The following is a 15,114-nucleotide window of genomic DNA, read 5'->3' as shown; positions in this document are numbered from 1 at the left end:
GAAGCATTGTCAGTAAAGGGCTGTCACTCACTCACGCGCAAATAAACATAGTTTTTACTGTATACTCCATTAGGGAGAGGTTTCATTTAACACTGCTTTCACAACGGAGACAAAGCTTAGTTTTTAACCTTTGTCACAGAAGTCTAATTCTGTGTTTCCAGTGACTTGTCTGATACATCGACCACATGATGTGGCTCTTGTGGTTCGAGCTTGATGAACAATGCCAATAAACCCATCGCGGCCATGCCCCAGAACACAAGTGGTCCCCAGTGCTCATAACCCCAACCGCTCAACACGGTCATCAGTGCGATGAATGCGCCTAGCGGAATCGCGTTATACAATGCTTGCAGCGCCACTATCTTATTCTCTTCCGAGTTTTGGATATATTGAATTGCAGCAATGTGTGCCGTTGCGAAGGTCACGCCATGCAATAATTGAACAATCACCAAAGCAACAATCGACGTTGTCGATGCCGTAATGCCCCAACGCATCATCACACCAACGGCAGCAACAACAAATAACGCGCGCATTGACCAACCGACAAATAAACGCTTGCTCAGCGCAAACACTGCCACTTCGGCTGCAACACCCAAGCTCCACAGATAGCCAATCACATCTTCCGAATGACCTGCGGCTTTCCAGTGAATAGCGCTAAAACCGTAGTAAGCCGCATGACTGCCCTGAATTAATGACACCAACACTAAGAATTTAAGTATCGGCTTGTCAGTCAAAAGAGCACTCAGTTTTGGACGCTCCGCGCTTTGCCCACCAAGCGTAACGGGCATCGGGTTAGTCATACGCATTGAAAATAGCAACGAAACTAATACCCCAGCCATCGCCGTGTACAAGATCATATCAGAGCCAAATTCAGCCACCAGATAACCCACGGCCGTCGAACCCGCAATAAAGGCAATCGAGCCCCATAAGCGCGTACGGCCGTAGTCGAGCATTTTCAGACGAGCGTAGTAGTTTGCCATCGCGTCCGATAATGGAACAATCGGCCCACAACAGAGGTTAAATAGCACCGTCGCTAACGCCATTAACCAAAAACTGCCACCTGTAAAAAAGTGAAATCCAACAAAAAGGAGGGCAGCGAAACTCAACCAACGTAAAGCAGGCATAAGGTGTTCAACTTTGTGCACTCGTGGGGTGATCACGATATTGGCGACACAACGTGTCGCAAGACCCAACCCAACTAGCAAACCGATGTCGGTCGAAGAGACACCTTGCTCCTTAAACCAAAGTGACCAAAATGGCAGATATACGCCATACGCAAAGAAGAATCCGAGAAAGTACTGGGAAATCCAGCCATACGGAGAAGGTTTCAACATTACTAATATCCTAAAACGGGAACATCAACGTTCGAACCGGGAATTATGGATCGCTATGCGTATTATAAAAAGGGAAGAATAGTCAACTTATCGTTTCCTCGATGGAATACTAACTTTGCGACATTGGCCATCTTAAAGCGAAATCATCGTGATTTAGACCAAAGTCGTCTGGCTTCCGGTAGGAAATTTGTCAGACTTAGAGAGTGTTCCTTCCATCATTGGGTGTTCTCATGCCTGACAAATTTAACATGCAATCTCCTCCGTTCGACCGCTTAACCGAAGCACAACAGACACGACTGCGCTCGTCTCTGGACGTTGCCTACTATCGAGCTCGAGATGTAATTTTATCTTGCGGACAGAAGAACCCTCACTTGCATATTCTGATCAAAGGCGCGGTAGAAGAGCGCTCCCAAGATCAGCAGGAAGTGTTCGCGCATTATGCCAACGACGATATGTTTGATGTGCGCTCGTTACTTGAAGACAACGTACGTCATCAATACATCGCACTTGAAGACACGCTCTCCTATCTGCTACCGAAAGACGTCTTTCTGGCGCTTTACAACGAGAATGGTCAGTTTGCGGCCTATTTCGATAACAATTTATCAAAGCGACAAGAACTCATCGAAGCCGCTCACCAACAACAAAACTTGGCAGAGTTTATCCTCACCAAAGTTGACCGCAGCATTTATCACCCACCGATGATCCTTGAGCCAAATACGCCGATTAACGAGGTGACGCACACCCTAAAAGCAAATGGGATCGATGCAGCACTTGTCAAACTCAATGATGACGATCCGCGATTAGAAAAATGGCCCTCGGCTCATCCATACGCCATCGTGACGCGCACCAACATGCTGCACTCCGTGATGTTAGATGGCAGCGCACTCAATACCCCTGTTGGTGATATCGCCACCTTTCCTGTCTATCACGTTGATGATGGTGATTTTTTATTCAATGCCATGATCACCATGACCCGAAATCGAATGAAACGTCTCATGGTATGTGATGGCAACCAAGCCGTCGGCATGCTGGATATGACCCAAATTCTCAGCGCGTTCTCCACCCACTCTCACGTGTTAACGCTCAGTATTGCCAGAGCAAGCAGTGTGGAAGAGCTCGCATTAGCCTCAAACCGCCAACGTCAATTGGTCGAGAGCTTATTGAGAAACGGCATCCGCACTCGCTTTATCATGGAGTTAATTTCCGCCGTGAACGAGCAAATTATCGAAAAAGCGTTCGAGTTAGTGGTTCCACCAGCCTTGCACGATCATTGCTGCTTAATCGTGCTCGGCTCAGAAGGTCGAGGAGAACAAATTCTCAAGACAGACCAAGACAATGCTCTAATTATTCAAGATGGTTTGGAATGGCCTCATTGCGAACAAGTGATGCAATCCTTCACGCACACTCTACAACAGCTCGGCTACCCACTCTGCCCGGGTAAAGTCATGGTCAACAACCCGAAATGGGTCAAAACGCAGCAAGAGTGGATAAACACCTTAGATCGCTGGATAGCCAAAGCCGAACCACAACAAATCATGGACTTAGCCATTTTCAGTGACGCCCATGCTGTTGCGGGAAATCGCGAGCTGCTTGCTCCAATCGCGGCCCACCTTCGCGACACAATGAAAGATCGCATGTTGATACTGTCTGATTTTACTCGCCCTGCCTTGCAGTTTTCTGTGCCCCTAACTCTGTTTGGCAACGTAAAAAGTGCTAAGGACGGATTAGATATTAAACGCGGCGGCATTTTCCCAATTGTGCACGGCATTCGCACCTTGTCTTTGGAATATGCCATTGAGGAGAAGAACACGTTTGAGCGCATTGAAGCACTGAGAAATAAGCGCATCTTAGAGCCTGAAACGGCAGATAACCTCAACGAAGCACTGAAATTGTTCTTTAAGGTTCGCCTTAATCAACAACTCAAAAAGCAAGAAGCATTGAATAACATTGATATTAAACAACTGGATAGAACCGAGCGTGATTTACTTCGCCACAGCTTACATGTAGTGAAAAAATTTAAGCAATTTTTAGGCTTCCACTATCAAATTCGTGATTAACCATGATTTTCATAAATCATACAGAGGCGTAGGCAATGAACTGGTTACAACGCAAATACTGGCACTACAAACTGAAAGGCTCTCCTTATCAGTCGCTTTTTTGCACGCCCGATAAAACGGAATACGTTTCTCTCGACTGCGAAACCACCAGCCTTGATCCAAATCGCGCCGAGTTGGTGACCATTGCGGCCACGAAGATCATCGACAACCGCATCATCACTAGCCAGCCATTTGAAGTCCGCTTACGCGCGCCGCAATCGCTCGATTCTGGCTCAGTCAAAATTCATCGAATTCGCCACCAAGACTTAGTCGACGGGATTAGCGAAAAAGAGGCGCTGCTCGAGCTGCTCGACTTTATCGGCAACCGACCACTTGTCGGTTATCACATTCGTTACGATAAAAAGATCTTAGATCTTGCTTGTCTGAGGCAACTTGGCTTTCCACTTCCTAACCCGCTCATCGAGGTAAGTCAGATTTATCACGACAAGCTGGAAAGACATTTGCCGAATGCCTATTTCGACTTAAGTCTGGATGCGATTTGTAAACACCTCGAACTTCCTATCCAAGATAAACACGACGCTTTACAAGATGCGATTTCTGCCGCTTTGGTCTTTGTTCGCTTAACGAAAGGCGATTTGCCCAACCTAACCGCGCCGTATACATAAAAATCAGTTGACCTAGCTCCCAGAAATACTTTTGTTTCAGCGATTTCACGGCGCTTCCTTCACTCTCATCCTAAAGTCTAATTGTGGAAATACGCGCAGTGACTGACAGTTATAAGCACAACGTCGTCATTACCACGACCAAGTTATTTAGAACCAAAAAACAGCCCTACAAAAACATATTCAAAATCTTATCTAGATTGGTGTAAGGCCGAGAAATAAGGCACAAGGAGAGAAGCCATGAGCGAAGCCCACGTTTATCCGGTAAAAGAAAATATTAAAACTCATACACACGCGGATAATGATACTTACTTAGCCATGTATCAGCAGTCGGTAACCGATCCAGAGGGCTTCTGGAACGAGCACGGCAAAATCGTTGATTGGATCAAACCTTTCACCAAAGTAAAAAGCACTTCTTTCGACACTGGCCATGTTGATATTCGCTGGTTTGAAGATGGCACACTGAACGTCTCGGCTAACTGTATTGACCGTCATCTCGCAGAACACGGGGACGACGTCGCCATCATTTGGGAAGGCGATGATCCAGCCGACGACAAAACACTCACTTTCAACGAACTACACAAAGAAGTGTGTAAGTTCTCCAACGCATTGAAAGAGCAAGGCGTACGCAAGGGCGACGTGGTATGTCTATACATGCCAATGGTGCCAGAAGCCGCAGTGGCTATGCTCGCTTGTACCCGCATCGGTGCGGTTCATACCGTTGTATTTGGCGGTTTCTCACCAGAAGCTCTCTCTGGCCGTATCATCGACTCTGACGCTAAAGTCGTGATCACCGCTGATGAAGGCGTGCGCGGCGGGCGTGCCGTTCCACTGAAAAAGAACGTGGACGAAGCACTAACTAACCCAGACGTAAAAACCATCAATAAAGTGTTGGTGCTTAAACGTACAGGTGGTGATGTCGAATGGCATGAACACCGTGATGTTTGGTGGCACGAAGCAACAGCTAACGTTTCTGACGTTTGCCCACCAGAAGAAATGAAAGCCGAAGATCCGCTGTTCATCCTTTACACTTCAGGTTCAACAGGCAAACCTAAAGGTGTACTACACACAACAGGTGGTTACCTCGTCTACGCGGCGATGACCTTCAAATATGTGTTCGATTACCAACCAGGCGAAACCTTCTGGTGTACCGCGGACGTGGGTTGGATTACCGGTCACACTTACCTAATCTACGGTCCACTTGCAAATGGGGCGAAGACCATCTTATTCGAAGGTGTACCAAACTACCCAAGCACAAGCCGAATGAGTGAAGTGGTTGATAAACACCAAGTCAACATTCTATACACCGCCCCAACCGCGATTCGTGCGCTAATGGCAAAAGGTGATGAAGCGGTTGCAGGCACATCTCGTTCAAGCCTGCGCATCATGGGCTCAGTGGGCGAACCAATCAACCCAGAAGCGTGGGAGTGGTACTACAAAACGATTGGTAACGAGAACTCACCTATCGTCGATACTTGGTGGCAAACGGAAACTGGCGGCATCTTGATTGCGCCACTACCAGGGGCAACCGATCTAAAACCAGGCTCTGCGACTCGCCCATTCTTCGGCGTCCAGCCTGCTCTTGTCGATAATATGGGCAACATTCTTGAAGATACCGTTGCTGAAGGTAACTTGGTTATCCTTGATTCTTGGCCAGGCCAGATGCGCACGGTTTACGGCGACCATGAGCGCTTTGAACAGACCTACTTCTCAACCTTTAAGGGGATGTACTTCACCAGTGATGGTGCGCGTCGTGACGAAGACGGCTACTACTGGATCACAGGCCGTGTTGATGACGTACTAAACGTGTCGGGTCACCGTATGGGTACCGCTGAAATTGAATCAGCGCTAGTGGCGCACCACAAGATTGCAGAAGCGGCGATTGTTGGTATTCCACATGACATCAAAGGCCAAGCTATCTACGCTTACATTACATTGAACGATGGTGAATTCCCGTCAGCTGAGCTGCACAAAGAAGTTAAAGATTGGGTGCGTAAAGAGATTGGTCCAATCGCGACACCAGATGTACTGCACTGGACAGACTCCTTACCGAAGACTCGCTCTGGTAAGATAATGCGTCGAATCCTGCGTAAGATTGCAACGGGCGATACAAGCAACCTCGGAGACACGTCAACGCTTGCCGATCCGAGCGTGGTAGACAAACTCATCGCAGAGAAAGCAGAATTGGCATAAATTCAACCAACTGTTTTAAAAGCACTTTAAAAACCGCCATCACTCATGGCGGTTTTTTGCTTTTGCGCACAAATTAGCCACACAAAGAACATGGCAATTATGTTGTTTTTGTTAACTTGGTTACAGAAACGAAGGTGGCTATTAGGAGATTAGACCAGTAAATTGCTGCTAATTGCTATGAATTAGCTATAATCTTGGTCGATTTTTTAAAATTTGCTCGGTTTTAACAAAAAAATCGTGCTGAACTATCGTATATTTGGGAATATAAACGTTCTACTCACGATAAGGGAAGATAGCAACATAATGTCTGCAAAGTCACGGATTCTTGTTCTAAACGGACCAAATCTTAACCTATTGGGTCTGCGCGAACCGACACACTATGGTCACAGCACCTTAGCACAAGTTGTGGATGCTCTTACGAAGCAAGCTCATAACGCTGGGGTGGAACTGGAGCACCTACAATCAAATCGTGAGTACGAACTGATTGAAGCCATTCATGCTGCTTATGGCAAGATTGACTTCATCATCATCAATCCAGCGGCTTTCACTCATACCAGTGTGGCACTGCGAGATGCATTACTTGGCGTCGCCATCCCATTTATTGAGGTGCACTTATCAAATGTGCACGCACGTGAACCATTTCGTCATCACTCTTATCTGTCAGATAAAGCAGAAGGCGTGATTTGCGGTTTAGGCGCACAAGGTTATGAATTCGCTCTGTCTGCAGCGATTAATAAGCTACAGGCAAAGTAACCCTAACACTCTGCAACCCCACGAGGGTTGTCTTAATCACAAGATAAAAGAGAAAGAAAAGATGGATATTCGTAAGATCAAGAAGCTAATTGAGTTAGTTGAAGAGTCTGGCATTGCTGAGCTAGAGATTTCTGAAGGTGAAGAGTCAGTACGCATCAGTCGTCACGGCACTGCAGCCCCTCAAGCACCAGTTCACTACGCAGCAGCTCCAGTAGCGGCACCTGCTCCAGCAGCAGCGGCACCAGTAGCAGAAGCGCCAGCAGCAGAAGCTCCAGCAGCTGCAACGCCTGCAGGTCACCAAGTTCTTTCTCCAATGGTTGGTACTTTCTACCGTTCTCCAAGCCCAGACTCTAAAGCATTCGTAGAAGTGGGTCAGAAAGTAAATGCTGGCGATACGCTATGTATTGTTGAAGCAATGAAAATGATGAACCAAATCGAAGCGGACAAATCTGGCGTTGTTACAGCGATCCTAGCTGAAGACGGCCAACCAGTTGAATTCGACCAACCTCTTGTTGTAATCGAATAAGCGGGGCTTGCCTTATGCTAGACAAAGTAGTCATCGCGAACCGAGGTGAAATTGCACTTCGTATTCTTCGCGCTTGTAAAGAGTTAGGTATTAAGACCGTCGCTGTTCACTCGACAGCTGACCGCGATCTTAAGCACGTACTACTCGCAGACGAAACCGTATGTATCGGCCCTGCTCGTGGTATCGACAGCTACCTAAATATCCCACGAATTATTTCTGCAGCAGAAGTAACAGGAGCAGTTGCCATTCACCCTGGTTACGGCTTCTTGTCAGAAAACGCAGACTTCGCTGAGCAAGTTGAGCGCAGTGGTTTCATCTTCGTTGGTCCAAAAGCAGACACTATCCGCCTGATGGGTGACAAAGTGTCTGCTATCAATGCAATGAAGAAAGCAGGCGTTCCTTGTGTACCGGGTTCTGACGGCCCTCTAGACAATGACGAAGAGAAAAACAAGGCGTTTGCTAAACGCATCGGTTATCCAGTCATCATCAAAGCGTCTGGTGGCGGCGGTGGCCGTGGTATGCGTGTCGTTCGCGCAGAAAAAGACCTAATCCAAGCGATTGCAATGACGCGTGCTGAAGCAAAAGCAGCGTTCAACAACGATATGGTTTACATGGAGAAATTCCTAGAAAACCCTCGTCACGTTGAAGTGCAAGTTATCGCTGACGGTCAAGGCGGCGCAATCCACCTTGGTGAGCGTGACTGTTCAATGCAACGTCGTCACCAAAAAGTAGTGGAAGAAGCGCCAGCACCAGGTATCACTGAAGAGATGCGTAAGTACATCGGTGAACGTTGTACTCGAGCATGTATCGAAATTGGTTACCGCGGCGCAGGTACGTTCGAATTCCTGTACGAGAACGGTGAATTCTACTTCATCGAAATGAACACTCGTATTCAGGTAGAACACCCAGTAACAGAAATGGTTACCGGCATCGACCTAATCAAAGAACAGCTTCGCGTTGCTGCGGGTCAACCTCTGTCATTCACTCAAGATGACATTAAGATCCGTGGCCATGCGATTGAGTGCCGTATCAACGCAGAAGACCCAGAACGCTTCCTACCATCTCCAGGTAAGATAGAGCGTTTCCACGCGCCTGGTGGCATGGGTGTGCGTTGGGAATCACACATCTACTCTGGTTACACAGTACCGCCTCATTACGATTCAATGATTGGTAAGCTAATCACGTACGGTGAAAACCGTGATGTGGCGATTGCACGCATGAAGAATGCTCTGGGTGAGATGATCATCGAAGGCATCAAAACCAACGTGCCACTGCAATTCTCCATTATGAATGACGAAAACTTCCAGCATGGTGGTGCAAACATCCACTACCTAGAGAAGAAGCTCGGCTTACAATAAGCCTTAGCTAACGTCTTAAAAAATGCCCACACCCGTGGGCATTTTTGTTTTGTATGTACTCTAAGCATTCAACAGATAAGTAGGCTTATTTGGGTATATACTCAAACAAATCGTAGAGTTCTGGTAAACTCTGCGCCACTTCATTCACTTTAAGAGCAAAAACCAATGCCTTGGATTCAAATCAAACTCAACGCGACCAATGAAAACGCTGAGCAAATCGGCGATATGCTAATGGAAGAGACTGGCGCGCTGTCTGTTACATTCTTAGACGCGCAGGATACACCTGTATTCGAACCTCTACCTGGCGAAACTCGCTTATGGGGCGATACTGACATTCTGGCACTGTACGATGCAGAAGCAGACACCAACTTCATCATCGACCAAATTAAAGCGAGCAATATGCTGGCTGACAATTTTGCTTACAAAGTAGAACAGCTTGAAGATAAAGACTGGGAACGCGAATGGATGGAAAACTTCCACCCAATGAAATTTGGTGAACGCCTATGGATTTGTCCAAGCTGGCGCGACATTCCAGATCCTGACGCTGTTAATGTTATGTTGGATCCTGGCCTTGCATTCGGTACGGGTACTCACCCTACAACAGCACTTTGTCTTGAGTGGCTAGAAAGCATGGACTTAAGCGGTAAGACCGTTATCGACTTCGGTTGTGGCTCTGGCATTCTGGCGATCGCGGCGATCAAACTGGGCGCTGAAAAAGTGATAGGGATCGACATTGATCCTCAAGCACTGCTTGCTTCGAAAGACAACGCAGAGCGTAACGGCGTTGCCGACAAACTAGAAGTTTACCTTCCTCAAAACCAACCAGAAGGTCTGATTGCAGACGTGGTTGTTGCTAACATTCTTGCTGGCCCATTGCGTGAACTTGCACCAATCATTAAAGGCCTAGTTAAACCAAATGGCGACCTTGCAATGTCTGGCGTATTAGACACGCAAGCCGAAGATGTTGCGAACTATTACCGTGACGAGCTTCACATTGACCCGATTGTTGAGCAAAGTGAATGGTGTCGCATCTCTGGTCGTAAGCAAGGCTAGACAAGGTTTTCAGAGCTAATTGTTTGAAATTCATACAATTTACAAAAACAATTTGTAAATGCTCAAATATTAGTCTTTTCACGCAGTGAAAAAATGCGTAAAATGCGCGCCCTTGCTGGTACAGAACTGTGATGACGTTTTGAAAATCGGAAACTATCAACTTAAGAACAATCTAATCGTAGCCCCGATGGCTGGTGTAACGGATAGACCGTTTCGCGAGTTGTGTCTTCGCTATGGTGCGGGAATGGCCGTCAGTGAAATGATGTCTGCTAACCCAAAACTATGGGGAACGTCAAAGTCGAAACAGCGCATGGTACACGAGGGCGAATCGGGCATTCGCTCTGTACAGATTGCGGGTTCCGATCCACAGCTTATGGCGGACGCAGCTCAATTCAGTGTTGAGAACGGTGCACAAATCATCGACATCAACATGGGCTGCCCGGCAAAAAAAGTGAATAAGAAGCTAGCGGGCTCTGCTCTGCTTCAATACCCAAACATTATCGAAGAGATTTTGAAAGCGGTCGTGAATGCAGTGGACGTTCCTGTAACGTTAAAGACTCGAACTGGCTGGGATACAGACAACAAGAACTGTGTCCAGATCGCTAAATTAGCCGAAAACTGCGGCATACAAGCTCTTGCTCTGCATGGCAGAACGAAAGCATGTATGTACAAAGGTGAGGCCGAATATGACAGCATTAAAGCGGTAAAAGAGGCGATTTCAATTCCGGTTATCGCGAACGGTGATATCGATAGCCCGGAGAAAGCCAAATTTGTACTGGAGTACACCGGTGCGGACGCTTTAATGATTGGACGCCCTGCCCAGGGTCGTCCGTGGATTTTCCAGGAAATCCATCACTATTTGGAAAACGGCACCACAATGGAGGAGCTTCCAACTGAGGAAGTGAAAACCATTATGCTTGGTCATGTGAATGCTCTGCATGAATTTTATGGGGAGTTCTTAGGTCCACGTATCGCGCGCAAGCACGTTGGGTGGTACCTGAAAGAGCATGAACAGGCAAGTGAGTTTCGCCGTACCTTCAACGCTATCGACGCAGCTCCGCTGCAAATTGAGGCGTTAGAAGGTTATTTTGATAACGTTGCATCATAATTAAGAGAAGAGCTAGACCGAATATGTTCGAACAAAATCTGACTTCAGAAGCATTAACAGTAACTACAGTAACGTCACAAGACCAGATTACTCAGAAGCCTTTACGTGACTCTGTTAAAGCGTCTCTTAAAAACTACCTTGCTCAACTAAACGGCCAGGAAGTAACAGAACTATACGAATTAGTTCTAGCTGAAGTTGAACAGCCACTATTAGATACTATCATGCAGTACACTCGCGGTAACCAAACTCGCGCGGCAACTATGATGGGTATCAACCGCGGTACTCTTCGCAAAAAACTTAAGAAATACGGCATGAACTAAGACCGGCTTTCAAAAAGTATTTGGAACAAGCCGTTACCTTTTTAGGTAACGGCTTTTCTTTATCTACTAAAACACTACGAATAACGCTCACTTTGTTCAGCATTACCAACTGGCTTTAATATAACTACCGCTGAGCCAAACAATAACAAAGCCACGACAGCGACCCATTCATGACCTACAGAATAAGCAAAGCCCGCCAAGGCAGACCAAATCGCGACACCAAAGTGCATCATACTCATTCCAGAAGACATCAGCACACCTCGATGTTCATCAGATAAGCTTGCTATATGTGCTTGTAACGCCGGAGAGCCTACCCCTCCAGCAAGAGACCAGAGCACTAGAGCTGGAAGATAAGCGGTCACCGTACTCATCTCATTTGAGAACACCCATGCACTGCAAGGTATGCACACCATTAAAGCCACTCGCATAACGGCTCGAGAGCTACCAAGCCAACGGCAAGCTCTCCCCACGCACATATTTCCAACCACACTCACGATCCCTAGAACAGCATAAATAGCGCCCACCCAACCGAGCGCCAACTCGCTGGTATCTCGAATATGAAGGCCTATCAGGTTAAATACACCAATACCTCCCCCTAGGCCTAAACACATCGCTAAAATCGCCCTCAACGCGCCTGGAAGATGAATGACGTCTGTGATAGGTGGTAGAGTATCTGACTTCTTGGACTCATTATGCTTGTTGCTCATGAACACTACGCTCATGGCACCGACAAGAAGAGCCGCAACGCCCAAAATAATAAAAGCGGCACGCCATGATAAAAGCTGGGTCAACAATGCTCCGATCGCCGGGCTGGTTATCATACCCAGCGTTAATCCCGCCTGAACCATCACAATTTGACGCATCGCTCTATTACCCTTCGCGTCTCCCGCCAACGCGAATGCAATTGGCAACATGCCTGCACTTGCAATACCTGTGATCACTCGACTTGCAATCGCAAGTTCAAAATCATGAACTATGCCCGTCGTAATAGACGCAACCCCAAATACGAAGCAAGCAGGCAACATGATACGAATACGCCCAACCCGGTCTGATAAACGTCCCAGGTAAGGAGCACAAATTGCTATAGCTAAACTATATGCCGTAATAAATAACGTAACCTGACTCGGTTGAACACTTAAATCATTTCCGATAGGTTCAAGAATAGATCCAAGCATCAACTCATCAGCACCAACAAGAAAAGCAACAAGAAATAGGATCATGGACTGCATCATAGCGCCACCTCCTGTTCTGTTTCCGATTCAGCATAAGTGAGCAACGAAATATCTAAAACTCTATCAGGCCAAGATTGTAAAAACGCCTTCTCATGAGATACCACAATCACACTACCAGAAAAGCGCTGGAGAGCCTCTTTAAGCGCATTTTTACTGCTGCTATCCAAATGTGTCGTTGGCTCGTCCAACAGCAAAACATTGCATTTCTGGACTGATAAACAACAAAGTTTCACGCGAGTTTGCTCACCTCCACTTAATGTATCTAGGTGGCGCTGCGTCTTATCTCCGGTGACCCCAAAGCGAGCTAATAGCTTGCGTGATTCTTTGCTTGATATCGTTGGATCACAAGAGCATAGCTCCTGCTCAGGCGTGTGCTGAGGGTGATGCCAAGACAAATCTTGAGAAAAATACCCAATCATTGCACCTTTTGCCAATACCACCTCACCAGAGAGCGGCTCGATCTCCCCCATAAGGGTTTTAATTAAAGTCGACTTACCTACGCCGTTAAAACCAGAAACGACCAACTTCTCCCCGCGCGCTAACGTGATATCAAGCGCAGGAAGCAGAGGCTGCTGATAACCTATCATCAACGCTTTTGCGTCAATCACATACTGTTGCCCAATAGGCTGGTGAGCAAAGTCAAACATCGAAACTTTCTCTATACAATTCAGTTGAATACGTTCGATTTTATCCAGTTTTTTCTTGCGTCCCTTAGCAAGACTCGCGTTAACTCCAGCGCCATTTTTGGCAATAAATTGCTCTAATTTTCGAATTTCATTTTGCTGAGCCTTATATTGCTTTTCTAACAAAGCACCGTCGTGATACTTTTGCTGCATTGCTTTGACATAAGTGCCGCTGTATTTTCGGACCGTTTGATAATCAATATCACAAATACTGGTCGCTACTTGATTAAGGAAGTCAATATCATGAGAAACCAGTAAAACAGTGCCAGTGTAATCGTTGAGAAACGTGACCAACCATTCAATGTGCAGAGCATCAAGATAGTTTGTCGGCTCGTCGAGAATTAACACATCGGGGTTGCGGAGTAACAACCTCCCTAAAAGGACCTTGTGTCTTTGACCCCCACTTAGCGAGACAAGCGGTGTATCTAAGCCAAATTGATAAATGCCAAGACCTACAGCAACTTGTTCAATTTTGGTATCAATTGCATAGAAGTCTTCACCTTCTAAATATGCCTGTAGTCGGGCGACTTGGCTTAAAAGAGATGTAGAGTGAGACTCGGTCATCGCCTGATACAAAGTCCAAAGCTTCTGCTCGGCAGCGTATAAGTTCTCAAAAGCACTCTTTAAGCATTCATAAACCGTCAGCGCATTATCCATCTTAAAATGTTGCTCTAAATACCCCACCTCAAGGTTTGGTAACCAGTCAATGCAGCCCTTATCTGCAGATAATTCACCGATAAGCAGTTTTAATAAGGTGCTTTTTCCAACGCCATTCGCTCCGGTGATACCTATTTTCTCTCCCACGTTAATTCGAAATGTCGCGTTATTATATAAACTCTTATCAGCGAGCTGATAAGACAAATTTTTAACTTGTAAAATACTCATGTTTTTAACCAAATAAAAAGGGCCGGTGATCAATACCGGCCCTTATTTCAATACTGGATAATGCTTTGTAGCTGCTTAACAGATACAAAAAGGCCGATGATGAAATATCACCGGCCATCTCTTCTCTTTTATCAGGTGTACAGACGCCTGCGTATAACTTCAGCGAAGTTACTCACGCATAAAACACCTGATGAAGATTAATTTAAGACTCCGAGCAACACTTCATCGCGTTTTTTGCACGGAGTTCAGCCTTCTTACAAAGCTTTTAAACAAGAGATATAACATGGTTTACTGTCGAAAAAACATTCGATGTGAAGCGTACACCTTTAGAATAAAAAGTGCCAGATAATTATTAAAACTATCGTGACTTACACGAAGGTCCAGAAAGAAGACCTTTCCTCAGTCAATGTGCCAGGTGAACGACTTACTTAGCAAACACAGCTATGAGAGCACCTATACCGCTCACGTTATACGTACGTAGTGGTGGCTTTATCGGTTGGAGACGATTAGAGGGGAAGAAGTAGCAAATATCCTTTAAGGCAGGCACTGGCTTCAATAGATCTACAAACAAAATCCATGTTCGGAAAGTTTTAAATGCGCTGAGTTTATTTTAATGAGCGCCTGTGGCTAAATCAAAACATCTAAAGCAGAGAAATCTCCCCCGAAAATAACATAACCTAGTGAATTAACTTTCTAGGTAATAATAAAGGAAGCTTTGGTAAGTTAAGCACAGGGGCTCAAAACTAGAGCTCGAAACTGCAGAAACCACACAGAACTGCGCATCAACTCGTTCATGACAGGGCTTAGAAAGCATAGCGAGAGAGGAGCCTGCCTCTCGATGCAAGGTTTCAATATGGAAATGGGGTTAAGGTAAGTCGGGTAACCAAAACGAAAAAAGCCCCAGTCTTTCGACTGAGGCTTAATATAAGTGGCGGAGTGGACGGGACTCGAAC

The 15,114-nt window shown here is 46.2% G+C and carries 12 protein-coding genes; 9 read left to right on the top strand and 3 right to left on the bottom strand.

The genetic code is table 11. The annotated features are described in order from the left end of the window. Window positions 1-143: 143 nt before the first annotated feature. A complete protein-coding gene (locus ACWYVB_RS23560) occupies window positions 144-1,331 on the bottom strand; it encodes a 3-phenylpropionate MFS transporter (protein ID WP_005397849.1) in 1,188 nt (395 codons plus the stop codon). 230 nt (window positions 1,332-1,561) lie between these two features. Between ACWYVB_RS23560 and ACWYVB_RS23555 the strand changes: the two genes are divergently transcribed. The 9 genes from ACWYVB_RS23555 to fis all read left to right on the top strand — a co-directional run bounded on the left by ACWYVB_RS23555 (window position 1,562) and on the right by fis (window position 11,361). Continuing rightward, window positions 1,562-3,388 carry a DUF294 nucleotidyltransferase-like domain-containing protein gene (locus ACWYVB_RS23555; protein WP_005397847.1) on the top strand — a complete coding sequence of 609 codons (1,827 nt, stop codon included), beginning with the start codon at window positions 1,562-1,564 and terminating at the stop codon, window positions 3,386-3,388. Between the two features lie 35 nt (window positions 3,389-3,423). Then, a complete protein-coding gene (locus ACWYVB_RS23550; RefSeq protein WP_005382363.1) occupies window positions 3,424-4,053 on the top strand; it encodes a 3'-5' exonuclease in 630 nt (209 codons plus the stop codon). Window positions 4,054-4,290: 237 nt separating this feature from the next. Further along, the gene (acs, locus tag ACWYVB_RS23545) at window positions 4,291-6,243 is read left to right on the top strand and encodes an acetate--CoA ligase (protein ID WP_006742998.1); all 1,953 of its coding nucleotides are present in this window, start codon (window positions 4,291-4,293) and stop codon (window positions 6,241-6,243) included. A gap of 303 nt (window positions 6,244-6,546) precedes the next feature. Next, entirely contained in the window at window positions 6,547-6,996 is a 450-nt protein-coding gene (gene aroQ, locus ACWYVB_RS23540; protein WP_005397842.1) for a type II 3-dehydroquinate dehydratase, read from the top strand. A gap of 61 nt (window positions 6,997-7,057) precedes the next feature. Continuing rightward, window positions 7,058-7,522 (top strand): acetyl-CoA carboxylase biotin carboxyl carrier protein, encoded by a 465-nt coding sequence (accB, locus tag ACWYVB_RS23535; RefSeq protein ID WP_005397840.1) that lies wholly within the window; start codon window positions 7,058-7,060, stop codon window positions 7,520-7,522. A gap of 14 nt (window positions 7,523-7,536) precedes the next feature. Then, complete coding sequence (gene accC / locus ACWYVB_RS23530; RefSeq protein ID WP_005397839.1) at window positions 7,537-8,880, top strand: acetyl-CoA carboxylase biotin carboxylase subunit; 1,344 nt, start codon at window positions 7,537-7,539, stop codon at window positions 8,878-8,880. Between the two features lie 165 nt (window positions 8,881-9,045). Beyond that, window positions 9,046-9,933: a 50S ribosomal protein L11 methyltransferase gene (gene prmA / locus ACWYVB_RS23525; RefSeq protein ID WP_005397838.1), complete on the top strand. Its 888-nt coding sequence runs from the start codon at window positions 9,046-9,048 to the stop codon at window positions 9,931-9,933. A 139-nt stretch (window positions 9,934-10,072) separates the two neighbouring features. Next, a complete protein-coding gene (gene dusB / locus ACWYVB_RS23520) occupies window positions 10,073-11,041 on the top strand; it encodes a tRNA dihydrouridine synthase DusB (RefSeq protein WP_005382505.1) in 969 nt (322 codons plus the stop codon). A gap of 23 nt (window positions 11,042-11,064) precedes the next feature. Further along, a complete protein-coding gene (gene fis / locus ACWYVB_RS23515) occupies window positions 11,065-11,361 on the top strand; it encodes a DNA-binding transcriptional regulator Fis (protein WP_000462885.1) in 297 nt (98 codons plus the stop codon). 74 nt (window positions 11,362-11,435) lie between these two features. Here the strand turns inward: fis and ACWYVB_RS23510 are convergent, their stop codons facing one another. After that, entirely contained in the window at window positions 11,436-12,593 is a 1,158-nt protein-coding gene (locus ACWYVB_RS23510) for an MFS transporter (protein WP_457530376.1), read from the bottom strand. Continuing rightward, on the bottom strand, window positions 12,590-14,161 hold the full coding sequence (locus ACWYVB_RS23505) for an ABC-F family ATP-binding cassette domain-containing protein (RefSeq protein ID WP_457530374.1): 1,572 nt from the start codon (window positions 14,159-14,161) through the stop codon (window positions 12,590-12,592). Before ACWYVB_RS23505 ends, ACWYVB_RS23510 begins: the two co-directional genes overlap by 4 nt. Between the last annotated feature and the right edge of the window lie 953 nt (window positions 14,162-15,114).

Source organism: Vibrio sp. JZG10, from assembly GCF_054064075.1.
The sequence above is the reverse complement of the archived record's forward strand: the minus strand, read 5'-3'. Positions and strand labels throughout refer to the sequence as shown.